Origin of the sequence: Ochrobactrum sp. EDr1-4, from assembly GCF_049199085.1 — a bacterium.
GTDB lineage: Bacteria > Pseudomonadota > Alphaproteobacteria > Rhizobiales > Rhizobiaceae > Brucella.
In genome coordinates, this window is the sequence record NZ_JBLZOF010000012.1 from 59,537 (window position 1) to 84,138 (window position 24,602).

Sequence of the window (24,602 nt, forward strand, 5' to 3'; positions counted from 1 at the left end):
TAATCATCTTCATTGTGCGTTCTTTCTGCGAAGGGAGAACCAAAAGGCCAAAAACCCAATGAAAATCGTGCCTAAGCCCTGAAGCATATTGAGGGTTGCGGGTGTGGCAGTCTGCGGCAAACTCATTGTTGGTGCCGGAAGATTTGGCGCGCTGATGGCAGCTTTTTCGCGAAGCTGTGTTTTTTCAACGCTGGCATCAGCGTGATCCGCAGGGCTTTGTTCAGTACGAATGCCAAAGAGAGAATCAAAGTCCCATCCAGCTGGCAGTTCGAGTGGAATTTCTGCACGGGTAAGCGGGGTATTTGAGGGACGTTCTGGCGTCTGATCTACGGCTACCAGACTTGTAAGCCGTGTTACGAGATGATGTTCCAATGCGAGACTAAGGATACGTGCATCAGCTGCGCGCGGTGATACGCGGTTCAGTTTTATGTCAACTTCTGCATCATCGATTTTTCGCCGAGCCCATATCTTAGAAATACCGTCTGCATTGCCCACCGCATCAAGTGGCAAGGTGATCGTCCAGGGGCGGCTTCCAACATTGCCTTCAATCGTTAGTGACCCAGTTGCATGCTTTAACCGTGCAGCAATAACGAGGGGTTCGCCGTGATAGATGTCTGGAAGCATACCAGGGGTTTGGCTGGCACCGTCCTGTGAAAATTTCGCTGTCACACTCGTTACAGCCGGGCTCTGCAGCTTATCAAACAATTCACGCATACGTTGCTCCACCTCATCAGGCGAACCGATATGTGTGAACGTACCGCGACCAAGTTCAGAGGCTTTATTCATCAGATATGTATTGGGGGCCGATCCGATGCCGACCATGAAGAGACGTGAGCGGTCGCGACGCGATGCAATAACATCAAGCAATTGCTGTTCATTGCTGATTGCGCCATCCGTCAGGAACACGATCTGGCGCAAACCATCTTTTTTGTGGCTGTCATCAAAAGCCGCGTGCATTGCGGGCAACATTTCTGTTCCGCCGACAGCTTCGAGGCTGGCAACATACTGGCGGGCATCATCAATATTTTGCTCTGTGGCATCGACAGAATCCTCGAAGAACTTGGTGAGTGTGTTGTCAAAGCGAATTACGTTGAAACGATCTCCGGGGTTAAGTCTGGAAAGGGCATAGCGGAGACTGGTCTTGGCCTGTCTCATTGATGTGCCGCCCATTGAACCAGAATTATCGATCACGAAGATGATCTCCCGCGACTGAACCGTGTCGTGTTCAGCATGCGGTGGAGTTACATATGCAAGTACATAGTCATCATCGCCAACGCGTTCGCGAAACAATCCGACGTTTGGCATATCTGTCTTCGCGGCTCGCCATTCGAGCACAAAATCACGGTCCGCTGTGGTTTCACCATCCAGAGTGATTTTAGACGTCTGCGGGCTCTGCTGATCAATATGAACCTTATGATAAAGGCTACTAATCTCAGTTGTAGCAGAGCCAGGTTTAAGGTTGATGCCGATTGTGACCAGGTTCATGCGCTTTTCACCCGGCATAATAAGCGACGTTTTGATAGGGCTATTATCAGGACCAATGATTGGCTGTGTTTGAGTATTTCCCCAGCCGCCATCAATGTTGACGGCTTGTTCAATGGGATGAACGTTTTCTGGATTGTATCGTGGTGCAGCCACAAGTGGCAGGCGCAAGGAAAACTGATCGTCATTCAGGCGGACAGGCTGTTGATATTCGATTTGTACAACGACTTTCTCGTGAGGTCCGAGGTTAGCAACCGCATTGGTAAAAATGTTAGGTCGTTGTTGCTCAATGAGTGCTGCCTTTTTGCCTTCACTCTTTGCTTTTTCGTAAATTTCGCGTGCTACCTGCTTTTCCTTGATATCAGCGACAATAATTCGGTCACCAACAATCATTTTCAAAGAATAGACCGCACTATCTTCGGGCAACGGAAAAACATATAGCCCCTCTACCCAGCCGTCAGTCGGATTTTCAAAAATCTGGCTCAGACGGGCGCGAGCTGTCGGGCCGCTGACATCAATGTCGTAATCTGTTGTAAGGCGAGGTGCTTCAATATACTGGCCCTCCTTACTGCTTTGCAGCAGAAGGCTACCGCTTTGTACCGCATTCGGTGTCAGATATGCGGGCTTTTCTGCTCGGGCTGAGGCGATATTCAGGAGTGAAAGAATAACCGCCACAATCGGTAATATCAGCATATTCATCAACCAGATGGCTTTGCAGAAATGCGACAGACGCGTTGATTTCTCGCTCGCGTGTAAGTGTCTGTAGGCAGGCAACATGATGCGCTCCTGTATTGATCGTTTAACTGGAGGCATTCTTCACTGTTCCGCTTGTTTGGCACCAGCGTAAGCTTTGCCAAGTTTTATCCGCCGTTTGCCGCAAACCACCTTGCCGCTTGCGCCGTTGTGTGGAATTGTGAAGGAAAGTACGTATTCAGGAAGATTTCATGTCTCAGCAAGACGCTGTTTTACCCGATCAGATGAACAGCCATGTCGCTGAACGTGTACGAGAGGAGATAGCGCGTCGCAGAATTTCCCGTCAACAATTGGCAGACGAGGCGCGTATTAGCCTATCGACGCTCGAAAAAGCTCTGTCGGGTCACCGTCCATTTACACTCGCGACAATCATCCGGCTTGAGCAGGCTATGGGGCTGAAGCTGCGTGATAAGCCAGAGACGGAAAAGCCAATAATAATCCCCCCTCAGGCACATGCTCATGAAGATTTAGGGGCATATTCGCGTGCTGCGGTCTCCTGGCTGGAAGGCACATTTTTAACGCTTCGCCCTTCCTTTGGTAAGAGCAGTGATATCTTTGCTTACTGCACTGATATTGGCTGGGATTCTGAAAATACGCATTTAAAGTTTGAAGAGCGGGAACGTATCGATACGTCGTTCTCGCAACATGGACGTGTTTCCGTTCCCCATCTCTCGGGCCATGTTTACCTGGTCACTAACACATCAGGTCAGCATCGAATGGCGGTTTTATCCCGTCCCAGTATTTCAGGTGAAATGTATGGGATTCTAACGACCTTGCGGGCGGGGCAGGGAGCGCAGCTAACGCCTGTATCAGTGCCGCTGGTTCTTATACCGATGAGGGTTTTTGAAACGCCGATCTTTGGGCGCGTTTCGCCAGAAGATAAAGCTTACGATCATTATTCAGGCTTTCTTAGCAGAGCGATTGGTGACGGCTATGCAAGCTTCATCACATCACACCAAACCTGAAACTGGTTGCTCTCTCCGAACCCTGGATCCCTGACCTTATAGAAAATACGGCTCTATCTTAGCGAAGTAAGTAGCCGCTCGTGTGTATATTCTCGGAAAGAAAATCTATGAAAGCGCGGATACGAGCAGCGAGATAGTTGTGCCCCAAAAACACGGCATGTATCTGTTCAATATCTTCTGCGTTGAAGTCCTCAAGCACTGGAATGAGACGGCCAGCTTCAATATCGGCTTGCACATGAAACTGCCCCACTCTTCCCAGACCTGCTCCTGAAAGGCAAAGTCTGCGGATGACCATTCCACTGTTCACCAGGGCATTGCCCGTAATTGGTATGCGATAAACCTCTGACGATCCCGGATTTCGGAATGGCCATTCATTAAGGGTGCGACCGAAGTTAAAACTGAAGCAATTGTGATGAGCAAGGTCTTGCGGCGTTAGCGGGACTGCTTTCGATGCTAAATAGTCGGGGGATGCGACGACAACACGTCGGCTTTCAAAAATTTTTCTGGCCTTGAATGAGGAATCGGCCATCAATCCAGAACGTATTGCAACATCCGTGCGTTCTTCGATCAAGCCAATGATGCCGTCTGTAAGTGATAGATCGATCTGGACATCTGGATATTGTTCAAGGAAGGCCGGCAGGAGTGGCAATAATATTACCTCTCCAAACCCGACAGAAGCACTGACCCTGAGCAAACCACGAGGCGTATTATCACGCCTATTAGCGATGCTCTTCTCCGTATCATCAATGTCAGACAATATCTGTCGAGCCCGGGCCAGATAAGTTTCTCCCTCTGGAGTCAATGTCATCATTCGTGTCGATCGATGCAATAACCGCACTCCGAGACGATCCTCAATACGCGTAACAATTTTGCTCACCGCAGAGGGGGATATGTTCAGCCGTCTGCCCGCAGCTGAGAAGCTTTGCAGTTCCGAGGCGACAACAAACACCTCCATTTCCCCGGTACGATTATCCATTGGTGCTACCTGTGAATTTTTTTCATAAATATTAATCCAACAATGCGGATTATCAATCAAGTCCTCCAGGACCATATTCCGGCCAACTGGAACCCTCAGATAAATAAGCCGATAGCGATCTCAAAATCGCCATCGACGAAGGAATGGTCATGCCATTAGCTATATTTGCTCTAACAATCGCAGCCTATGCGATTGGAACTACAGAATTTGTAATTGTTGGCCTCTTACCCACTGTTGCGAGTGATCTGCATATTACATTGCCATTGGCAGGTTTAATCGTCAGCGTATATGCACTGGGCGTTACGTTTGGTGCACCCGTTCTGACCGCACTCACCGGACGCGTCGAGAGAAAGCCCTTACTGCTCGGGCTGATGGCGCTTTTTATTGTCGGAAATGCAGTAGCAGCAGTTTCACCAAACTACACGTTGCTCCTTGTTGCCAGAGTATTGGCCGCATTTGCACACGGTGTCTTCTTCTCAGTTGGTGCAACCATTGCAGCTGATCTCGTACCGCAAGATCGTCGCGGGTCTGCGATTGCCATGATGTTCATGGGGCTTACAGTAGCAATCGTTACTGGCGTTCCTCTTGGCACTTACATCGGTCAGGTGTTTGGTTGGCGCGCGACATTCTGGGCTGTTGCTGCCCTTGGTATTATCGCTTTTTTGGCAATCCTGACACTTCTTCCTAACAACTTGAGGAAAGCTGCTCCGGTTAATATTCTTGATCAATTGAAAGTGTTGAGCTCAGGAAGGCTGCTCATCGTATTCGCAATGACGGCATTGGGCTATGGCGGAACCTTTGTTGCCTTTACCTATCTCGCACCGATCCTCCAGCAGATAACTGGATTTTCTGAGAAAAGTGTAAGCCTCGTATTGGTGCTATACGGCGTCGCAATTGCTTTAGGCAACATTGCTGGTGGGCGGATTGCCAACAAGAATCCTGTGAAAGCCCTGATAGGTCTCTTTGCCTTACAAGCCCTCGTGTTGATCATGTTGACATTTACTGCCGTATCTCCGTTGCCTGCAATTGTAACATTGGCTTTGCTGGGGTTTCTTCAGTTCGGCAATGTGCCGGGACTCCAACTTTATGTCGTTAAGCTTGCTCAGGAACACCGCCCAGGTGCTGTAGATGTGGCCTCCGCATTAAACATCGCTGCTTTTAATCTTGGTATTGCCATTGGAGCCTGGCTTGGTGGCCTCGTTGTGGAATCCTCGCTAGGCCTTGGATCGACACCTTGGGTTGGTGCCATTCTAGTGACTATCGCTCTAATCCTGACTATTTGGAGTTCCTATCTTGATCGGAACGCCATTCGCGTCCAGGCAATATTCAGGACTTCTTCGCAGTGAGAGAGCAAACCACAGTTTTTGACTTTTTTGGAAGAGTTAACTTCGCACCCACAAAGCCGACTCGGGTTCAGTAATATTGCTCAGGGGTGAACCGATAGCGCTAATGGCTGCAAGTAAGGTTGGCCTGCATGGCTGCGCGGGCCTGCTCTGCATCGCGTGCGCTGATTGCTTCACAAATGGCGCGGTATTCTATAACCGTGTTTTGTATGTATTCCGGCGTGATCAGAGCGTGATTGAGATTGCGTGAAAATGCTGACTGCCGCAGCATTTTCATGCTGATCCAACGCCGCTTCGTCATCCTGCGAGCCGTCGAACTGTTTTAGTGCCTCCCACATTTCAGCTTCCTGGGCCCATGATCTGCGTGGTGCTGCCAGTTGCGCCGTATGTAGCTCAAATGCCATTCGTAATTCCAGCAAGTCCATAAAATGCCGAGCGGCTCCATAATGGTGGAGGCTTCGCCGGGTGCTACAGTTAGCTTTGTCCTGATCACGAACAAGGGTAACGGTACAAGATCGGCGCGCCGAGTGGCCAGGAATCTACATCGAATATTGTGCAGGCTGGATATTGGGCCATGTATCGGTCCAGGCGTTTATCTGCCCATCACCGTTATCAGCTCTCATTGGCAATCAACGGCGTGGTTTTCAGTCGTTTCACACCATGTTTCGGAGCTGTTTCGACGCTGATGATATGCTGCTGCGGATTTGAGGGGTACTTTCTGAACCTTGTTCTGGCTCGCCGCTTCGCTCTACCAGCTTTCGTCAGCGCTATAGCCACTGACGAATGTCAGCCTCAATTGTCCTATTTGTTTAGCAATTTGTTTCTCTGCGACATGAAACGACAAAACGTCAGGTTCTTAATAGCTGACGATAATTAGCCTATAAATTTTATAGGATTTAATTGTCGAGAGCGCATTATGACTATAACGCAACGCGAACAGGAGTTCTGGCTGCAAGCCGGTGAGGGCGCTCATAGCGAGCAGGCTCCTCGGGACGTTTTGCGTAAGCTGCCGCGTCGTCGGCGTGACATTCGCCCGTCTTTTATCCTGCAAAGGCTTGGTGCGACGGCTATTTCTGTTCTCGGTTCAGTGTCTCTGGTGTTCTTCCTGATTTTTGCAACGGGCAGCCCGGCAACTTTGCTTGCTGGCGGGCAAGCGACGAAGGAAGAAGTCGCAGCGCTGAACGCAAGCTATGGGTTTGATCGCCCTGTGATCGAGCAATATGGGCAGTTCCTGTTTAATAGCCTGCGTGGCGAGTTTCCAAAGTCCCTGCGTTTTGACACCCCGGCGGTTGATGTTCTGGCGCCTGCGATACCACTGACGCTCGTGCTGGTTTTGACGGCGCTTTTGATCGGTTCGGCATTAGGGTTGCTAGCTGGTTATCTGTCGGCCACGTCATCAAACCGGTTTCTTCGTGAAGGACCGTTGGCACTTTTAACGGTTGTGCAGTCGACGCCGGTTTTTGTGACGGGCATCCTTGCGGTTCTTTTCTTCTCTTTGACGCTTGGCTGGCTCCCAACGGGAGGCAGTGGTAGTCTACGGCATCTCGTTTTGCCTGCTTTGACTTTGTCTTTGTTAATTGCTCCGCCCGTGGCACGGCTGTTTCGCACCAGTCTTAAACAGCAGCAGGGTGCCGACCATGTCCGCACTGCTTTATCGAAACAGATTTCGCTCGGTCGTCTGCGTTTCAGGCACATCGCTATCAATGCCCTCGTTCCTGTGATTGCCCTCTTGGGCACGCAAACGGGGGCACTGTTGGGCGGAGCTGTTCTGACAGAAACAGTCTTTGGCTGGCCGGGTGTTGGCACGGTTCTGGTTAGCGCCGTTGGCATGAAAGATTATCCAGTCATTCTGGCGGCAATTGTTCTGATCGCCCTGACTGTCAGTTTCTGCAATCTGCTCGCCGATCTTTCCATCGCTGTTGTCGATCCACGAAGTGCGGTGACAAAATGATCGAGATTTCCAATCCAGAATTCGTTGATGGCTCTCGTGAAACTCCAACGCCAAAGCTGGCTTTGAGAGGCAAGATCGGCTTGCTGATCCTCCTGCTCTGGGTGGTGGCTGCCATTTTTGCACCACTCCTCGCACCTTATGAGCCCAACTCCAGTGATCTGATGGCGTTTCTGCAAGAGCCGTCATTCAACAGCGGACATTGGCTCGGCACCGATGATCTTGGTCGAGATATTTTAAGCCGGGTGTTTTACGGCGCACGCCCTGTGCTGCTCGTTGCAACCATTGCAACGCTTCTCTCTGCCTTTATCGGAAGCCTGCTGGGTATTGTTGCAGGATTGAGCAATCGTTTGCTCGATCAGATCATTGCCCGGATCGCTGAAATTCAGCTAACAATTCCCGGTCTGGTTTTAGCACTTCTTGCGCTGGCCTTGTTTGGTTCAAGGCTTGAGAACCTAATCCTTATTCTGGCGCTTGAAAGCTGGCCTCTGCATTTCCGTGTCGCGCGTTCCTATACGCTGAATGCGCGTAATCAGGGCTATATGGAAGCCGCTTGGCTTGCAGGTGTTCCGTTGTGGAAGTCCGTTGTGCGCCATATCGTGCCGGGGCTGTTGCCGCTGCTGATTGCAACTTCAACAATAAGCGCTGCCTTCATCATCATGACAGAAGCCGGTCTCAGCTTCATTGGTTTGGGTATTCAGCCGCCAACTGCCGATTGGGGCCTCATGATCGCTCAGGGAAAATCGCAGCTCGGTGCCGCCTGGTGGCTGTCGCTTATGCCTGCTCTTGCTCTCCTCAGTCTTCTTTTTGGTGTGCAGCTTTTGGGCGACGCTCTTTCAAGCAGGCTTTCTGCGCGTGAAACAGGAGCGCCGGCATGACATTCATCAACACGCTTCTGTACGTTGAAGGACTGGTTGTCAGGTCAAATGAAACGGCGCTTGCAGGTCCGGTGTCATTCACGCTGAAACAAGGCGAAACGCTTGGGATTGTTGGTGAATCCGGTTCCGGTAAAACACTCACAGCAATGGCTGTTGCAGGTCTTCTGCCCCAAAGCCTTCATGCTGATGGACAGGCCTATCTCGATGGAAGACCACTCGCATTTGGCATATCTGGCCAAGGCCGTGACTTCAGAACGTCACAGATTGGTGTGGTTTTTCAGAACCCGACAACAGCGCTTAATCCGCGGTTGAGCGTTGGCGCTCAGCTGTTTGAAGCCCTATCGCCTGCCATGCGCCGCGATAAAGCCAAGGCTGCGAATATCTGCCTGCGCCTTTTGGAAGAGGTGGGCATCAAAGAGCCGGTAAAGAAACTGACCGCGTGGCCACACGAACTTTCGGGCGGGCTGGCGCAGCGCGTTGTCATTGCCATGGCTTTGGCACGGCAGCCGAAACTGCTTATCGCGGATGAGCCGACGACTGCACTTGATGTAACGGTTCAGGCGCAAATTCTTGATCTCATTGCCCGGCTGCAAAAACGTCATGGGTTCGGCATTCTCCTGATTACCCACGACATTGGCGTGATCCGGGATCGAGCGGATAGTGTTGCAGTCATGGATGCCGGGGCGATTGTTGAAACTGGCGCTACGCGCGATCTTTTTGCAAATCCGACCAGTAGCGCGGCGCGATCACTTCTGAAAGCAAGTGAACTGACTTTTGCGACTGCGAGCATCGCATTTGACGACCTTGGTTCCGAACCTCCACTTCTTGAAGTCAAAGCTCTTCAAAAGACATTCCGCAATGGTCCGCGCGCGCTTGGTGGTGTCGATATTGCGGTGCATGCTGGAACGACACTGGGGATTGTTGGCGAGAGTGGGTCGGGTAAAACCACGCTGGCGCGGATTATTGCCGGACTGGAGCGCGCAGATGACGGCCATATCCTGATTGACGGCAATGTTCGACCTCCACGGACACGCTCAGACCACGTGCAATATGTGTTTCAGGACCCGTATTCGTCTCTCGATCCACGCATAAGCATTGTGGACACAGTGGCGGAACCCTTGCTTGCCAGAGGGCTTCGCAACGCTGAGGCCGTGAGAGTTGCGCAAGGCTTACTTGAAGAAGTTGGTATCCATCCGTCTTTGTGGCATAGCTTGCCGGGGCGTCTATCGGGAGGACAGCGGCAGCGCGTGGGTTTTGCACGTGCGATTGCGCCCACCCCCAAACTTCTCATCGCCGATGAGCCAGTTGCGGCACTCGACTCCACATCGCGTGAGCGCGTGCTTGCCTTGATGGAAGATATGCAGCGTCGGCGTGGCACAGCGCAACTGCTCATTTCTCACGATCTATCGGTCATTGCACGGCTTTGTCGCGAAGTCGTGGTGATGCGTGGCGGTGAAATCGTAGAGCGCGGCGAAACCCGCCGGATATTTGAGGCTCCGGCTCATCCTTACACCCGACAATTGCTTGCGGCTATTCCCGGTCGAAAGACGCTTGTCGCTCCCAAGCCCTGAATCTGAATACAAACACTGGAAGAAACACATGATTGTAAGACGATCATTGAACGCATTGAGACTGATGGGAGCAAGCCTGCTTCTCATGTCAGCAACGCTATCAGTAACCCACGCGCAGGCACCTGCGGACTATGGCAAGACCCATGAATTGGTGGTGGCGCTGCCTTATGCCTTGCTGACCCTTGATCCAGCCGTTGGGGGCAATTTACGCGGCGATTTGAGCATCATCGCCTCGATCTATTCGCCACTGACACGCCTTGATGGTGAAGGCAAACTGGTGGGTGTTCTGGCTAAAGACTGGAAGCAGGAATCGGATACACGTTGGGTGTTCGATCTGCGCGACGACGTGGTTTTCTCCAACAATGTGCCATTTGATGCTGACGTCGTTAAGTGGAACATCGAGCGCATCCTGTCGTCGGAAAAGCCAAGCTGGATCGTCTCGTCGATGAAGGCGGTTGATAAGGTTGAAGCCCTTTCACCGCATCAGGTTGCCTTCACGCTGAAGGCGCCTGACATTGAGTTTCCCAAGCGGCTGGCAGGCATTTTCTATCTGGAACCGGAATGGGCCAAGTCACACAATCCGGCGATTGAGGCTCTTGGCACCGGCCCCTATAAGCTGGTTAGCTATAATCCAGAGGGCGAAGTTCACCTTGAAGCCAATGAACATTATTTCGGCAAGGCAGCACCCTTTACCAAGGCGCAGTTCCGCGTTGTGGTCGACGCCGCAGCCAAGATTAATGGCCTGAAATCCGGCGAGATTGATGCCGCAGCGGTTATCGCACCGCAGGATCTCGCGCAGCTTGAAAGCAATGGTAATCTTGTGGCAGGTGCGCGTCCGAGTACGCGCGTACAGATCATCCGTTTCAACACCAATATCAAGCCGCTTGATGATGCGCGTGTGCGGCAGGCTTTGAACTACGCCATTGATAAGGAAGCAATTACCAAGGCGCTGTTCAAAGGATTGGTAAGCCCAGCCAACAGCCAGATCATCACCAGCTTTCATGAGGGTTACAACACAGACCTGAAGCCATGGCCGTATGATCCCGATAAGGCCAAAGCGCTGCTTGCGGAAGCAGGCTATTCGGATGGCTTTGATGTCGAGATGGTGTTTGGCAAAGGCACCTATGTCGGTGGAGAGCAGGCAGCGCAGATTATCGCGGCCCAGCTGGCAGCGGTTGGTGTCCGTGCGCAGCTCAATATTCTGCCCGCTTCGTCCCATGCCGAGCGCGCGGCATCCGACAAAGCCGCTGGCCTGACGTGGTTTGGTTACGCCGATACGGCAAGCATTGCGGCCGAAACACTGACCTATCTCGGCAGCACGCATTTTCAGACAATTGGACCCGTCCCAGCCGCCTTTGACGAAGCGGTAAAACAGGCGAAAGGCGCACTTACCAAGGACGCCGAGCTTGCATCGGTCAAACGCGCGACAGAAGTAGCATCTGACGAAGCACTCGCTGTCTTCCTTTGGGATCTGCCGCAAACCTATGCCTACAGCAACAAAGTCGTATGGGACATCCGCCGGGATGACTGGACGCTGCCATACGAAATCAAACCTGCTGAATAAGCCTTTCTTCCAACATACCGAATACAGGAAATACCTATGACCAGTGGTCTGACAAAATATATCCGACACAAGAGAAAGCTGCACGACGCAAAAAAGGGACAGCCAGCAGGCACTGGCCAGCTTTCCGCCCGCGTTGTTGCCGAAGGACGCAGCGGTATCCGACGTCTTTTCATTCGTGATTTTCAGATTATCACCGATGGATCGCCCGCTGGGGGTGGCTTTGATCTTGGTCCGGCCCCGGGTGAATTGCTGATCGGCGCTGTTGCTGGTTGCCTCAATCATGGCTTTCTTATTCAGGCGTCACTGCTCGATATCGAGATCGATGCGCTGGAAGTTGTTGCCGAAGCCGTTAGCAAACCGGGACAAACCGGAACAGGCTCAAGCGAGCCCGTCGATCTGGAATTTCGCTACACCGCGAAAATCCAGTCTCCCGCCTCTGACGCTGAGCTGGAAGACCTGCGCCAGCGTGTTGAGCTTAATAGCTTTGTTTATAACGTCGTTACCCGCGGCGCGTCGATTGCAGGACGTCTGGAAAGGATCACCGCATGACCATTCGAGTTATTGAGACAGATAGAGCAACGTCCGGCGGTCTGCGTTTTGCAACGCGAGCGACACCTGAGCCGGGCTATGGGGAAGTTCTTATCGATGTCACACATACTTCGTTGAACTTCGGTGAAACCCGACGTGGTGCGCGCGGTCTTGAGGCTGATGGTACAGTTCTTGGATGGGATGCGTCCGGTGTGATTGTAGCCGTTGGCCCACAAACCAAAGCGCCGCCCATTGGAACATTGGTTGTCACACGCGCTCCACTTGGAGCCTGGGCTGAAAAGCGCATTGCGCATGTGGAAGATATTGCGGTCATTCCGGAGGGTGTCGATCCCGCAGAAGCTGCAACCCTGCCAACGGCAGCTGTTACGGCGCTTGCGACCTTGCAGCTTGGTGGGCCAATCTTAGGCAAAACCGTTCTGATCACCGGTGCTTCTGGCGGTGTAGGCCGCTTTGCAATTCAGCTTGCACGGCTGGGTGGTGCGCGCGTTATCGCCTCTGTGGGATCAGAAGCCAGTGCAGCGGGTCTGAGCGAACTTGGCGCGGACCTTGTTGTGACCAGCCTTGATGATGTGAAGGAAGGTATCGATCTGGTGATCGAGAGTGTCGGCGGGGCGCAGCTCGTACAGTCCTTCAAGCTTCTTAACCGGCATGGCAATGTGCAGAGCCTCGGCTGGGCTTCAGGGGAAGACGCCGTGTTTGGTCATCTCGGCACAGTTGGCCCGGTTGGGCGTCACATTCATGGCTTCCTGATTTCCGAGTATCGGGTGGGCTCTTATCTCACGGCACTGCTGCGATGGCTGGCTGAGGGTAAGCTCAAGACAGAGGTAAAATGGCGCGGTGACTGGAACCAGTTTGACCAGGCTGTTTCGGCGCTTCTTGACCGGCGTTTGCATGGTAAGGCCGTTCTGGATGTGAAACCATGAATGCACATGCGCACTCCTTCCGGCATACGCAATGGTTTGATCCGCCAATCGAAGCGGACATCCGGGCGCGTGTCGAGCAGGTGAAAACTGAGCTTGCGCCGCATGTGGTAGAGCGGGACCGTAAAGGTTCCGCCCCCGTTGAGGAAGCGTCGCTTTTGCGCCAGTCCGGCCTGGCAGCGCTAACCGTTGATGATGATCTGGCGCTGTTTCGTAACGCTGAAAGCCGCCGCGAAGCGATAGGTGCGCGCTGGCAACATGCGCTTTTTGCGATCCGGGAGATTTCACGCATCGATTTATCGAGTGCAGCACTTCTGGGATATAATTACATGCATCTGCTGCGCATTGAGATTGCCGGGCGTGGGCCGGTGTTCGCAAAAGCCGCAGCAGATACGTTGCGGACGCCTACACTTTGGGGCGGTGCCAACAATCCGGGCGGTCCTAGCGCAGACCTAAAGCGGGTTGATGGCGGATATATTGCCAATGGCAGGAAAAGCTTTGCAACCGCCGCACAAACGGCTGACCGTCTGGTCGTCGGTGAAACCTATCGCGCGCCCGATGGTAATGAGAAACGTTTGACGTTCGTTCTTGATGCGTCAACGCCGGGCATTGTCCATGCGGATGACTGGGATGGTATCGGTGCGCGTCGCTCAGCCTCAGGCAGTCTGGTATTTGAAAATGTATTTATCCCGGATGATGCGATTTTCAGTACATCGGCAGCCGATCCAACAAAACGACCGCTGAATGAATCGATAGGCTCGCTGGCCTTCCAGATCATGTTCGTCAATTTTCTTAATGGAACGGCGTTAGGGGCAATTGATACTGCGTTGTCGCAATTGCACTTGCGCAAAAACGGCCAGAACACATCAGTGCCAGATTATATTGCCGACAGTATTGGTAACTCTATCACCACAGCCAACGCATCTCTCGCGCTTTCAACTGTCGCCAACAGGGCTTTTGGCGAACTGGTCGCAGATATCGATGAGAACCAACTCACACCGGAACGCCGGGGCGAGATTGCTGATCTCATATCACAGGCCAAGGTTGCTTCGGACGCAGCAGCGCTCTCAGTAACATCGCGCATTTTTGAAGCCGTTGGCGCGCGTTCCGCGACTTTGAAGCAGGGGCTGGATCGTTATTGGCGTGATGCTCGCATTTACACGCTGCATGATCCAGTCGCTATAAAAATACAGGAAGTTGGCAGATATGCCGTTGATCTTGAGTTGGCGACGCCTTCAGCGAACAGTTGATTTTGCTAGCGCTTATCTCATAAGTATCGTCCGGCTTTCAAAGCTGGACGACTTGTCATGCAAAGAGTGAGCTGATGGATATAACCACCGCAAAAGCCGGGCATCCAAAAGAGCGCCGGAAAAAAGGAAGCTGGCGCTTCCTGTTCCGCTCGGACAGTGTTGCACTCAATCTCGTTGCGACCGTCGCAGCGTCAAAAGATAGGACAAAAGGCGTTGATCGGTTCTCAGAGCCCTCCTTGCTCGATAGGTGGCTTTGCGAGGCCGAACTACCGCCGCTTGCAGGTTCTGTTACGGACGAAGAACTCGCAAAGACAAAGTCTTTGCGAGAGGCAATATTCAGGGTGGCGGATAATCGTATTAATCAGAGCGAAATATTGGTGTCGGATATCGCGCTTATCAACGCGCATGCGCGCTCAGGTATGCCGGTTGTGCGTATCGCCTGCGATGGATTTAACACAGAGCCGCCGGACGTAGCTCAAATGGACGAGATATTGGGCCTCATTGCACGCGATGCGGTTGGTGTTTTCACTGGACCCTATCGCAATCGAATAAAGCAATGTGCTTCGCCACGTTGCCATGTAATGTTCGTTGATAAGTCGCCCGCTGGAAATAGACAGTGGTGTTCGATGTCTCCATGCGGCGATCAAGCGAGCGCTCGTGCGTATCGACAGAGAAAGCGTAGCCAAGAGTGTTGATCATCCTGTCAGGCAACTGTGTAATACTGGAATTTATCTATAATCTGATCAAACGAATATGAGAGAGGTAGCTACTTGGTTTGCAGCGTTCCCGCCAAAAAAATGTGCGGATTAAAACAGTCTAACTGTATGTAGCTACACCGAAACCTCCGTCAAGCCGTTCCAGAAAATGAGCAGAAATTATCGGAGTACCATCCTATTTAACTGCTGCATATTCATTGCTTAGCATTGTTTAAATTTGTCTGTTCTGAAATTGTCCGGGGTTGTTATTCACACTCCAGTTGAAATAATTTACCGAAAAAGCCATTGTAATTTTAAGAAGAATATTTTTTTAGCACCAAAAATTTTAGTTAATTGATGCGTGCTTCAGGTCCCTTTGATGTGAAAAACTCTAATCAGTTTTTCATTGGTGAGAGGGTCCCCAATTGCGATCAAACATACTAAGCCTCGTAGCAGCGACATTGATTATTGCTTCCTCAACACAGTTGAGTAATGCTGAGACATTGCGCTGGACAAGAGCTGCTGATGCACTCACGCTGGACCCTCATGCACAAAATGATGGCGTTACGCATGCGGTTCTCAACCACATTTACGAAAGCCTGATATGGCGTGATGCCGAAGGCAAACTTGTACCACGTCTGGCGACTGAATGGAGTTTGAAAGAGGGTGACCCCACCACGTGGGTCTTTAAACTACGCAAGGATGTTAAGTTCCACGACGGTGCAGATTTTACCGCCGAAGACGTTGTTTTTACGCTGGATCGGGCGCGCTCAGATAAATCCAATCTCCGTCAGCTTCATGCAGATGTGGAAAAGGTGACGGCTGTAGATGACAACACGGTTGAGGTTAAGCTGCGCGCTCCCAATGCGATTTATCCCAATAATCTGACCGGAACTTACATTCTGGATAAGGGATGGGCGGAAAAGCATGACGTGACAGATGTTCAGGATATCGCGGCAGGGAAGGACAATTACGCGGTTAGAAACACCAACGGCACGGGTCCATATACGTTAAAATCCCGTGAAGTCGGCGTCCGAACTGTGCTTGATGCAAATCCGGCATATTGGGCGGAGAAGAAGCCGGAAATTACAGAGATCGTCTACACGCCTATCGCCGACAATGCGACACGTGTTGCAGCTCTTCTTTCGGGCGAAGTGGATTTTCTGCATGAAGTGCCAGTACAAGACATCGAACGGCTAAGAAATACGCTGGGTATTAAAGTCTCCGTTGGTCCAGAAAACCGGTCCATTTTCCTTGGCTACCGGGTTGATGATGCACCGCTGGCGTCATCTGACGTCAAGGATAAAAATCCACTGAGCGATGTGCGGGTGCGCGAGGCTTTTGATCTCGCAATAGACCGCGATGCAATTAAGACGGTTGTTCTTCGTGGTAATTCTGTGCCAACCGGCATCATCGTGCCACCGTTTGTTCATGGCTGGACGCAGGAACTTGATGCCTATTCCAAGCCCGATGTTGAGAAAGCAAAAGCGCTCTTGAGTGAAGCGGGTTATCCGCAAGGCTTTACGATTACTCTCGACACTCCCAACAATCGTTACGTCAATGATGAGGCAATCGCACAGGCAGTTGTCGGGTTTCTCGGACGCATAGGTGTTAAGGTAAATTTGGCATCGCGTCCCTATGCGCAACACTCGCCGTTAATTGTTGATCAGAAGACAGACTTCTATCTCTTTGGTTGGGGTGTGCCCACATTCGACAGCGCTTATAACTTTAACGATTTGGTGCATACAAGACAGGGACGTTATGGCGCCTATAATGCAACCGGCTACTCAAATGCAGAGGTTGATCAGAAAATTGAGTCACTCGGCGCTGAAATAGATCCAGCGAAGCGCGATGCTACGATCGACGAGTTATGGAGGCTGGTGAAAGCAGAACATTTATATCTGCCGCTTCACAATCAGGTGGGAGCGTGGGCAGTGCGTGACAAGTTTAACCTTGAACATCAGCCAGATAATTCGCCCAAGATCGGACAGGCAACGATCAATAATTAAGCACTCAAAGCTTTCGCCCTCGCATGCGGGGGCGAAGCATCATCATGAATAACAGCCACACGGTGGCGGTAGAGCTCGGGCTGAATATATGACCAGTTTCATCATCAGGCGTATTTTCCAATCTGCAGGCGTCATGCTGACCGTGGCCTTGATGGCATTTACTGTCATTCGCTTTGTTGGCGACCCGCTGGAATCCATTGTCAGTCAGGAAACACGGCTGGAAGAACGACAGGAACTGAAAGAACGCCTTGGATTGAATAAGCCGGTTTATCTGCAATTCTTGTCTTTCATACAGCGTGGTCTGGTGGGCGACTTTGGCCTCTCATACAAACAGCAGGAACCCGTCAGCCGGATGATTATAGAGAAACTGCCCGCGACGATTGAACTTGCAATTACCTCGTCACTGATTGCGCTTATCGGGGGTGGCATTTTGGGTGTCTATGCTGCATTACGCCCCAAAACGCGTCTGACTGCTTTCATCATGACATCGTCGTTGATCGGCGTATCACTGCCAACATTCCTGATCGGGGTGGGGCTGATCTACTTGTTTTCTGTCGAGCTGGGCTGGTTGCCATCTTTTGGGCGAGGGCAGGTTATTGAGATCGGTAACTGGTGGACGACGGGCTTTCTGACGACATCAGGGCTGCGTTCATTGATACTGCCAGCAATCACCTTGTCTCTGTTTCAGACAACGCTTTTAATGCGGCTTATCCGGTCGGAAATGCTCGATGTTTTGCGGCAGGATTATATCCGTTTTGCAAAAGCGCGCGGTCTTTCCAGCCGCAGTATCTATTTCGGACACGCGTTGAAAAATACCCTTGTTCCGGTGATTACGGTGGTCGGATTGCAACTGGGATCAGTCATCGCCTTTGCTATTGTGACCGAGACGGTGTTTCAATGGCCGGGTGTGGGTTCACTCTTTATCAACTCCGTACAGGCCGTCGATGTACCGGTTATGGCTGCATATCTGGTCTTTATCTCATTGCTTTTTGTGAGCATCAATCTCGTGGTTGATATTCTCTATTTTGCTGTCGATCCACGTCTTCGTTTCGACCGTATCAAGACGGGAGCGAAACGTGACTAATACGCCTTTTTCTTTAGAAGCCGCACATAATCGCCACTCAGTGAGAGCTAAAATTCCGCGCTTTAAACGGTTGCCAGTGGTTGCAACGATAGCTGGGGTGCTTGCTGCAATACTGGTATTGGGTGCAGTATTTGCACCTCTGATCGCACCATATTCACCTTTTGATCCGTCAACCTTGAACCTGATGGATGGTTTGAGTGCGCCTTTGCAGCCAAGTGCTTTCACAGGCAATACCTTTCTGATGGGAACGGATCATCAGGGGCGGGATATATTTTCTTCCATTCTTTATGGTAGCCGCGTTTCATTGTTAGTGGCTTTGTCTGCAACCGTTGTGTCGTTGTTCATAGGTGTTAGTGCCGGGCTTATCAGCGGATATGCAGGTGGACTGCTCGATACGATAATCATGCGTATAGCCGATACGCAATTGACCTTTCCTACAATTCTTATTGCACTTTTAATCTTCGGTCTCGCGCAAGGTCTTTTCCCTCCTGCGCAGCAGGAGGCTGCTGCTGTGTGGCTGCTTATTTTTGCTATTGGTCTTTCAAACTGGCCACAATTCGCGCGGATAGTTCGGGGCGCAGTGCTGGTCGAACGACGAAAGGATTATGTGGCCGCTGCAAAACTAATTGGTGTTCGTCCTGCTCGTTTGTTGATTACCCATATTTTGCCAAATTTACTTGGACCAACTCTCGTCGTTGCAACATTGGGGCTGGCTCTCGCAATTCTCGAAGAAGCCACTTTGTCTTATCTTGGGGTAGGGGTTCCACCCACGCGTCCATCATTGGGCACACTCATTCGCAATGGCCAGCAGTTTTTGTTTTCAGGAGAGTGGTGGATACTGCTCTTCCCTGCGGTCACATTGGTGCTGCTTGCTTTATCCATCAATCTGCTGGGTGACCGGTTGCGAGAGTTTCTCAATCCGAAGAAGCAAGGGCAATCCTAATGCGTGAAACATCAATAAAAGAGCCCGTGCCGGTTCTAACCATGCGCAATCTGCAGGTCGACTTCCCTGCGGATGGCCATGTCTTTCACGCCGTTAATCGCGTGTCTTTCGATATCCATGCCGGTGAAGTGCTTGGAATGATTGGAGAGTCCGGCGCAGGGAAGTCGATGACCGGATCGGCGATTACGCGTCTTCTTGATGCTCCTGGATATGTCTCAGGCGGCGAAATTTATCTCAAAGAACAACGCATTGATAATTTGCCAGACAAAGAATTAGCAGCCTTACGTGGCAAAAAAATTGGAACTGTCTTTCAGGATCCGCTGTCCAGTCTCAACCCGCTCTATACGGTTGGCCGTCAATTAATCGAGACAATACAGCGCCATCTCTCCCTTTCTCAATCGGCAGCACGAAAGCGTGCAATAGAGCTTCTCACTGAGGTTGGAATCCTGGATGCCGAGAGACGGCTTGATGCTTATCCGCACGAGTTTTCTGGAGGTATGCGTCAGCGTGTTGTGATTGCTCTGGCAATTGCTGCCGACCCGGAACTGCTTATTGCCGATGAGCCAACCTCGGCTCTTGATGTCTCAGTTCAGGCGCAGATTGTTGCGCTTCTGAAAAAGCTTTGCGTTGAGCGTGGCTTAGCTGTGTTGCTAATTACGCATGACATGGGGGTCATTGCAGAAATTGCTGACCGTGTTGTGGTGCTTCATCATGGACGCGTTGTGGAGGCAGGTTCCGTCCGTGACGTGATACAGACACCGCGTGAGGGTTACACCCGCAAGCTGATCGCCGCCACTCCGTCAATTCATCAAAAAAATATCCGTAAAACGTCAAAGTCATCAGCCGAAGAAATATTGCGGGTGGACAATCTTGCGCATGATTTTCGTATAGGGAGCCGTAGCTTTTCCTTCTGGAAACGTGGGGAGAGGCAGAACATGCTTCGTGCCATCAATGACGTTTCGTTTCATATTCGGGAGGGCGAAACCTATGCGCTTGTGGGCGAATCCGGTTCCGGTAAATCGACAATTGCGCGCATAGTTGCCGGACTTTTGCCGCTCGGCGAAGGACTGATCAGGGTTAATGGTGTTGGCCGTTCTGATGGCGCGTCTGTTGATCATAATGGCGCGGTGCAGATGATATTTCAGGACCCCTATGCGAGCCTCAACCCACACTGGCGTGTCGGCCATATCATTGCTGAACCTATCCGCCGTTTGAAGCTTGAGCGTGACCCATCTGTTGTAAAGGCTCGCGTAAGTGACTTGCTGGAAAAGGTGAGATTGCCACAAGATTCTGTGCGACGTTATCCGCACGAGTTTTCTGGCGGACAAAGACAACGCATTGCAATCGCAAGAGCACTCGCCAGCCGTCCACGTTTTATCATTTGCGATGAACCCACATCCGCTCTCGACGTTTCGGTCCAGGCTCAGGTTCTGGATTTGATGACGTCATTACAAGCAGAATTTAATCTGACTTATCTGCTCATAAGCCATAATCTTGCAGTGGTGCGACAGATGGCTGATCGTGTTGGCATATTGCGTCAAGGCATTCTCGTGGAGCAGGGGCAGGTTGAAGATATTTTCGAAAACCCAACCCACGACTATACAAAAATGCTGATCAGTGCAGTGCCGGATATCAATGAAGCATTGGCTCGACGCAGCTTACATTAGGATAGAGGAGGGGTAGTACGCATTCTGCTTTAGCTACCTCTCTTTGGAGTTACAAACAGATTATTGGCCATGAAGTCGACAAATACTCTAATTTTGGGCGATAAATATCTGTTTGTCGGCCATAAGACCCGGAAGATACCAATTTCTGCCAGGTATTCATCAAGTATCGCAACCAGCTTGCCTTCTGCAATCTGCTGCTTGACTGCGAAGTTAGGTAAACACGTGATGCCAAAGCCGTTTTCTGCGAGGTGGATAAGCGGCTCCAAAGTGCTGGCAACAGTGGTCATTGGCAATATAATACGTGTCTCAGTTTGGTCTGCAATGAGTGGCCACGGCTCAAGCTTTCCCGAATTGGCATAGCGGTGATGCATACACCTATGATGCAGTAAATCCACTGGTAAACGTGGCGTACCCTGTCGTAGCAGGTAGTCGGGTGATGCGACAATCCGATGCTTGAAGGTTCCCAGTTTACGGCTCATCAGCCGTGTATCGCGAACTTCGCCGGTGCGCACAACGGCGTCAAAACCTTCCTCAATCACATCAACCAGCCGATCGGTGAAATCCAATTCGAGATCAATTGCAGAATAGGCCTTCATAAATTCAGAAATGGTCGGCATGAGCAGCATTCCGGTAAGCGGAAAGCTCACACGTAACAGGCCACTTGGCGTGCTATGTGATCGCGAGAGTTGCGCTTCTGCGGCATCCAGTTCCGATAATATCCTTTTACAAGTATCGAGGAAGAAACTCCCTTCTTCCGTAAGCGTCATGCTGCGGGTAGAGCGATGAAACAGAGAGACGCCAACCTCATGCTCAAGGCGCGCCACTGCTTTGCCGACAGCTGAACTGGTGAGCCCCATGCGTTGGGATGCGGCGACAAAGCTACCACTTTCAGCGGTTTGAACGAATATCTTCAAGGTTGCCAGCTTATCCATAGCGCTCTCTATTACGGAAATTAATTCCTGTCTTATCAGAATAGGAGATTATTTATCGCTTATTTGGAAAGCGATATCCAGTGTGTCTCAAGATTAGTGAGCTGTCTTTTAAAGGGAATACACAATGGATATGAAGCCTTCAGCCGGATTTACGTCTTCGCCAGTTCCAACCACATTCATCGTCAATGTAATTCATGCCTTTCCCGGCAAGCAGGATGAGGCGTTTCAAATCATTCAGGACGTCGTTCACTATGTCGCGGAGAGAAAGCCCGGTTTTCTGTGGAGCAATCTTGCCAGGAGTACGGATGGGCTAACGGTCGTTAATATCGAAGCTATTCAAGGTGCAGGCAACGTGGACGAGTTCTTCTCTGATCCCGTGTTCGTTGAAAAGTTTCGGAAGTTAGATACCGTCTCAACAAGTGAGTTCCATACGTATCAAGTGGACGATCTGGTTTTGCCAAAGCTTGGGCTTGAGGGCTAATAGTGATGCCCAGTAGTATCTCAGAAAATCACGATTGCGTTCAACTGACTGATGAAACCAGATTGCCGATGGCCGCTTTGCTAACCCTGGCTATGGCAGGTTTCATCACAATCCTGACGGAAGCATTGCCTGCTGGTCTTCTTCCTTTGATGAGCAAGGACCTCAGCGCCAGTCCTTCCGCGATTGGTCAGCTCATCACAATATATGCTGTAGGCTCCCTTATCGCGGCTATTCCGCTAACAAAGCTTACACAGCATTTTGCACGGAAACCGGTGCTGCTTTGTGCAATTGCCGGATTTGCCGTAGCCAATAGCGTGACCGCGATCACAGCAAGTTATAGCATTATGCTGCTGGCGCGGTTATTCGCCGGAATTTGTGCGGGGCTTCTTTGGGCGATGCTGGCGGGATATGCAGCTCGTATGGTTTCGGAACAATTGCGAGGCCGTGCGATTGCTGTTGCTATGGTTGGAACTCCCCTTGCCTTGTCATTGGGCATTCCTGCGGGCACGATGATCGGTTCCTTCATTGGCTGGAGAACGACATTTTTGTTGATGACGGCTCTCACCCTGGCTTTGGTTATCCTGGTCCTGATAAAGGTGCCCAATTATCCCGGAACGACCCTTCGTGATAAGGCGTCTATAGGAGGGACGTTGGCGATCGGTGGCATCAAGTCAGTGTTACTTGTCACCCTTTTATTCGTGCTCGCTCATAACATTCTTTACACATACATTGGCCCACTTGTTGAGCCTTCCGGATTGTCCTCTAAGCTCGATCTTGTTTTGCTCGTCTTTGGGGTAACGGCAATTGTTGGAATCTGCATTATTGGCTATTTCATCGGCCGATGGCTTCGAGAGTTGGTCTTAGCAAGCATTCTGCTTTTCAGTGCCGCAGCATTGATGCTGAGCATATGGGGTGATGTGCAAAGTCTATTCTGGTTGGCGACAGTTATGTGGGGGCTGGCTTTCGGCGGAGCTGCAACGCTGTTCCAAACAGCTGCAGCAAACACGGCATATGAAGCATCGGATCTCGCACAGTCTATGATCGTCACCGCCTGGAATCTTGCAATCGCTGGCGGCGGGCTTATCGGTGGATTGTTACTTCAACATGCAGATGTTGCATGGCTATCATGGTCGGTGTTGATGTTGTTATTGTTGGCCTACGCTATAGCTTCTCTTGCCAAAGAGCGCGGATTTCCGCCTAACGCAACATGACCGCACGACATTTCCTATTAATGCTCTAACGTGATTGGTGCATTTTGTTTCAATCAGATCGAGATACGCTCTAAAATATGCCGGGCATATATGTCCGGCATATTTGTCTGAAACAGCAACCAACACCCACATATGATATGTGTTTATTTATAGTACGCTTCTATTGTACGTGATAGTGGGAATGTCCTGATGAAGCGCTGCGATCTCAGCAGCAACAAGCTCTTGCAGCTTCCAAAGATTGCGGTCGCGAATGCCTTTTTCTTCAAGGTGCCTGACTGTGTGATAAAGATACTCGGCGCATGATCCAATATGACCACAAGCGCGTGCCAAAACATGCGCCACAGACTCCAGCGATAAGCCGTTCAATACGCGGTCTCCACGTGGCCCCGCCCAGAACGTCAAGGCACGAACCGGACCTTCCGGCGTATCGACCACAACCCAGCGAATACTGTAAGCGTCACTCATTGAGCTGATCTCTCGGCGGATCATGCGCTGGATCTGCGCAAGCCGATCCTCTTCCGATAGACGAAAGACAATACCGTTACAGCTGCCACCCGGCCTTAGCGCGAGCATTAATCCGGGCTGGCTTTGAGTACCGCGCCAGCGGGTTAAACGAAGGCAGAACGAGCGATGCCACCCTTTTACACCGCCATAACGCCAGCCAATGGCATTAAAATCCGGCTTCCAGATGAGCGAGCCATAGGCAAAAACCCATAGGGGCGTGTCACCGCTCTCGCGAAAAAGCTTTTCAGACAGCGCCTCAACATCCTGATCTGTCATGGGAATTCGATTGGGCTCTGGCCCTAGATCCACTTCAGTCCGAATGCTCAGTGAGACCAATTCCTCAGTCAGTGTCATTCTGGATGCAAAATCACTCAATGCGCTTTTCCCGCTTAACCCAACTTCACCTTCGACAGTCCACTCGGGGATTATGAAACGAATTTGGCATTTTGCTCAAGCCCTGAGAGATGCTTTTGCATCATCCAGTTGGCGGATGCTGGAAAATAGCGTTTCACGATCATACAAATGCCGCTCGAACAATGCGATAAAGGTCGTATTATCGGCGATATGTGGAAGAGGAGCCGATTGCGCGCGGCGCAGACTTTCATTTGCAGCCTGTTTTGCAGCTTCAACGGCGGCCAATAGCGATGCTATGGTTCCGCGCTCCTGCATGCATTTACCATAGACCTTTGATAAAGAATGCTGATTATCTGACTGATTTTGCATCGTGATCACATCTCCTATCAATTGCGTTATGATCTATTGGCTATGTGCTCATTGTACGTTCTTAATCACCTCCGAAACGAGGCAATCAAAGCTATTTCTTGGCAACAGTCTGAAATATCGACGCTTTGATTATCAGAGTTGGTAGAAAAACGGC

Annotated in this window: 22 protein-coding genes; 16 read left to right on the plus strand and 6 right to left on the minus strand. The window is 51.1% G+C overall.

What is annotated here, in order from left to right; translation table 11 throughout:
• Positions 1-9: 9 nt before the first annotated feature.
• Positions 10-2,259 (minus strand): marine proteobacterial sortase target protein, encoded by a 2,250-nt coding sequence (locus ACOZHT_RS22255; RefSeq protein WP_421566630.1) that lies wholly within the window; start codon positions 2,257-2,259, stop codon positions 10-12.
• Between the two features lie 167 nt (positions 2,260-2,426).
• Here ACOZHT_RS22255 and ACOZHT_RS22260 point away from each other — a divergent pair, with 167 nt between their 5' ends.
• Entirely contained in the window at positions 2,427-3,200 is a 774-nt protein-coding gene (locus ACOZHT_RS22260) for a helix-turn-helix transcriptional regulator (RefSeq protein WP_339512020.1), read from the plus strand.
• Between the two features lie 58 nt (positions 3,201-3,258).
• Here the strand turns inward: ACOZHT_RS22260 and ACOZHT_RS22265 are convergent, their stop codons facing one another.
• The gene (locus tag ACOZHT_RS22265; RefSeq protein WP_421566631.1) at positions 3,259-4,176 is read right to left on the minus strand and encodes a LysR family transcriptional regulator; all 918 of its coding nucleotides are present in this window, start codon (positions 4,174-4,176) and stop codon (positions 3,259-3,261) included.
• A 149-nt stretch (positions 4,177-4,325) separates the two neighbouring features.
• On the opposite strand from ACOZHT_RS22265, the gene ACOZHT_RS22270 reads away from it, so the two are divergent.
• On the plus strand, positions 4,326-5,522 hold the full coding sequence (locus tag ACOZHT_RS22270) for an MFS transporter (RefSeq protein WP_421566632.1): 1,197 nt from the start codon (positions 4,326-4,328) through the stop codon (positions 5,520-5,522).
• Positions 5,523-5,622: 100 nt separating this feature from the next.
• Here the strand turns inward: ACOZHT_RS22270 and ACOZHT_RS22275 are convergent, their stop codons facing one another.
• Positions 5,623-5,820 (minus strand): FCD domain-containing protein, encoded by a 198-nt coding sequence (locus tag ACOZHT_RS22275; RefSeq protein ID WP_421566633.1) that lies wholly within the window; start codon positions 5,818-5,820, stop codon positions 5,623-5,625.
• A 615-nt stretch (positions 5,821-6,435) separates the two neighbouring features.
• Between ACOZHT_RS22275 and ACOZHT_RS22280 the strand changes: the two genes are divergently transcribed.
• The 12 genes from ACOZHT_RS22280 (at position 6,436) to ACOZHT_RS22335 (ending at position 20,597) form a co-directional block, all read left to right on the plus strand.
• A complete protein-coding gene (locus ACOZHT_RS22280) occupies positions 6,436-7,470 on the plus strand; it encodes an ABC transporter permease (RefSeq protein WP_421566634.1) in 1,035 nt (344 codons plus the stop codon).
• Positions 7,467-8,345 (plus strand): ABC transporter permease, encoded by an 879-nt coding sequence (locus tag ACOZHT_RS22285; protein ID WP_421566635.1) that lies wholly within the window; start codon positions 7,467-7,469, stop codon positions 8,343-8,345. The genes ACOZHT_RS22280 and ACOZHT_RS22285 overlap by 4 nt, the downstream gene beginning before the upstream one ends.
• Entirely contained in the window at positions 8,342-9,916 is a 1,575-nt protein-coding gene (locus ACOZHT_RS22290; protein WP_421566636.1) for an ATP-binding cassette domain-containing protein, read from the plus strand. Before ACOZHT_RS22285 ends, ACOZHT_RS22290 begins: the two co-directional genes overlap by 4 nt.
• A 28-nt stretch (positions 9,917-9,944) precedes the next feature.
• The gene (locus ACOZHT_RS22295; protein ID WP_421566637.1) at positions 9,945-11,480 is read left to right on the plus strand and encodes an ABC transporter substrate-binding protein; all 1,536 of its coding nucleotides are present in this window, start codon (positions 9,945-9,947) and stop codon (positions 11,478-11,480) included.
• 36 nt (positions 11,481-11,516) lie between these two features.
• Positions 11,517-12,029, plus strand: a complete 513-nt coding sequence (locus ACOZHT_RS22300; protein ID WP_421566638.1) for an OsmC family protein — start codon at positions 11,517-11,519, stop codon at positions 12,027-12,029.
• The gene (locus ACOZHT_RS22305) at positions 12,026-12,952 is read left to right on the plus strand and encodes a zinc-binding dehydrogenase (RefSeq protein ID WP_421566639.1); all 927 of its coding nucleotides are present in this window, start codon (positions 12,026-12,028) and stop codon (positions 12,950-12,952) included. Before ACOZHT_RS22300 ends, ACOZHT_RS22305 begins: the two co-directional genes overlap by 4 nt.
• Entirely contained in the window at positions 12,949-14,199 is a 1,251-nt protein-coding gene (locus tag ACOZHT_RS22310; protein WP_421566640.1) for an acyl-CoA dehydrogenase family protein, read from the plus strand. Before ACOZHT_RS22305 ends, ACOZHT_RS22310 begins: the two co-directional genes overlap by 4 nt.
• Before the next feature lie 74 nt (positions 14,200-14,273).
• Positions 14,274-14,894, plus strand: a complete 621-nt coding sequence (locus ACOZHT_RS22315; protein WP_421566641.1) for a CGNR zinc finger domain-containing protein — start codon at positions 14,274-14,276, stop codon at positions 14,892-14,894.
• 425 nt (positions 14,895-15,319) lie between these two features.
• A complete protein-coding gene (locus ACOZHT_RS22320; RefSeq protein WP_421566642.1) occupies positions 15,320-16,903 on the plus strand; it encodes an ABC transporter substrate-binding protein in 1,584 nt (527 codons plus the stop codon).
• 88 nt (positions 16,904-16,991) lie between these two features.
• Positions 16,992-17,987, plus strand: a complete 996-nt coding sequence (locus ACOZHT_RS22325) for an ABC transporter permease (protein ID WP_421566643.1) — start codon at positions 16,992-16,994, stop codon at positions 17,985-17,987.
• Complete coding sequence (locus ACOZHT_RS22330; protein WP_421566644.1) at positions 17,980-18,930, plus strand: ABC transporter permease; 951 nt, start codon at positions 17,980-17,982, stop codon at positions 18,928-18,930. The genes ACOZHT_RS22325 and ACOZHT_RS22330 overlap by 8 nt, the downstream gene beginning before the upstream one ends.
• A complete protein-coding gene (locus tag ACOZHT_RS22335) occupies positions 18,930-20,597 on the plus strand; it encodes a dipeptide ABC transporter ATP-binding protein (RefSeq protein WP_421566645.1) in 1,668 nt (555 codons plus the stop codon). Before ACOZHT_RS22330 ends, ACOZHT_RS22335 begins: the two co-directional genes overlap by 1 nt.
• A gap of 29 nt (positions 20,598-20,626) precedes the next feature.
• Here ACOZHT_RS22335 and ACOZHT_RS22340 read toward each other — a convergent pair whose 3' ends face one another.
• Entirely contained in the window at positions 20,627-21,529 is a 903-nt protein-coding gene (locus ACOZHT_RS22340; RefSeq protein ID WP_421566646.1) for a LysR family transcriptional regulator, read from the minus strand.
• Between the two features lie 124 nt (positions 21,530-21,653).
• On the opposite strand from ACOZHT_RS22340, the gene ACOZHT_RS22345 reads away from it, so the two are divergent.
• Positions 21,654-22,010 (plus strand): antibiotic biosynthesis monooxygenase, encoded by a 357-nt coding sequence (locus ACOZHT_RS22345; RefSeq protein WP_421566647.1) that lies wholly within the window; start codon positions 21,654-21,656, stop codon positions 22,008-22,010.
• Positions 22,011-22,015: 5 nt separating this feature from the next.
• Positions 22,016-23,221, plus strand: a complete 1,206-nt coding sequence (locus ACOZHT_RS22350) for an MFS transporter (protein WP_421566648.1) — start codon at positions 22,016-22,018, stop codon at positions 23,219-23,221.
• 147 nt (positions 23,222-23,368) lie between these two features.
• On the opposite strand, the gene ACOZHT_RS22355 is transcribed toward ACOZHT_RS22350, so the two are convergent.
• Complete coding sequence (locus tag ACOZHT_RS22355; RefSeq protein WP_421566663.1) at positions 23,369-24,079, minus strand: gamma-glutamylcyclotransferase; 711 nt, start codon at positions 24,077-24,079, stop codon at positions 23,369-23,371.
• Positions 24,080-24,175: 96 nt separating this feature from the next.
• Complete coding sequence (locus tag ACOZHT_RS22360; protein WP_421566649.1) at positions 24,176-24,448, minus strand: hypothetical protein; 273 nt, start codon at positions 24,446-24,448, stop codon at positions 24,176-24,178.
• Between the last annotated feature and the right edge of the window lie 154 nt (positions 24,449-24,602).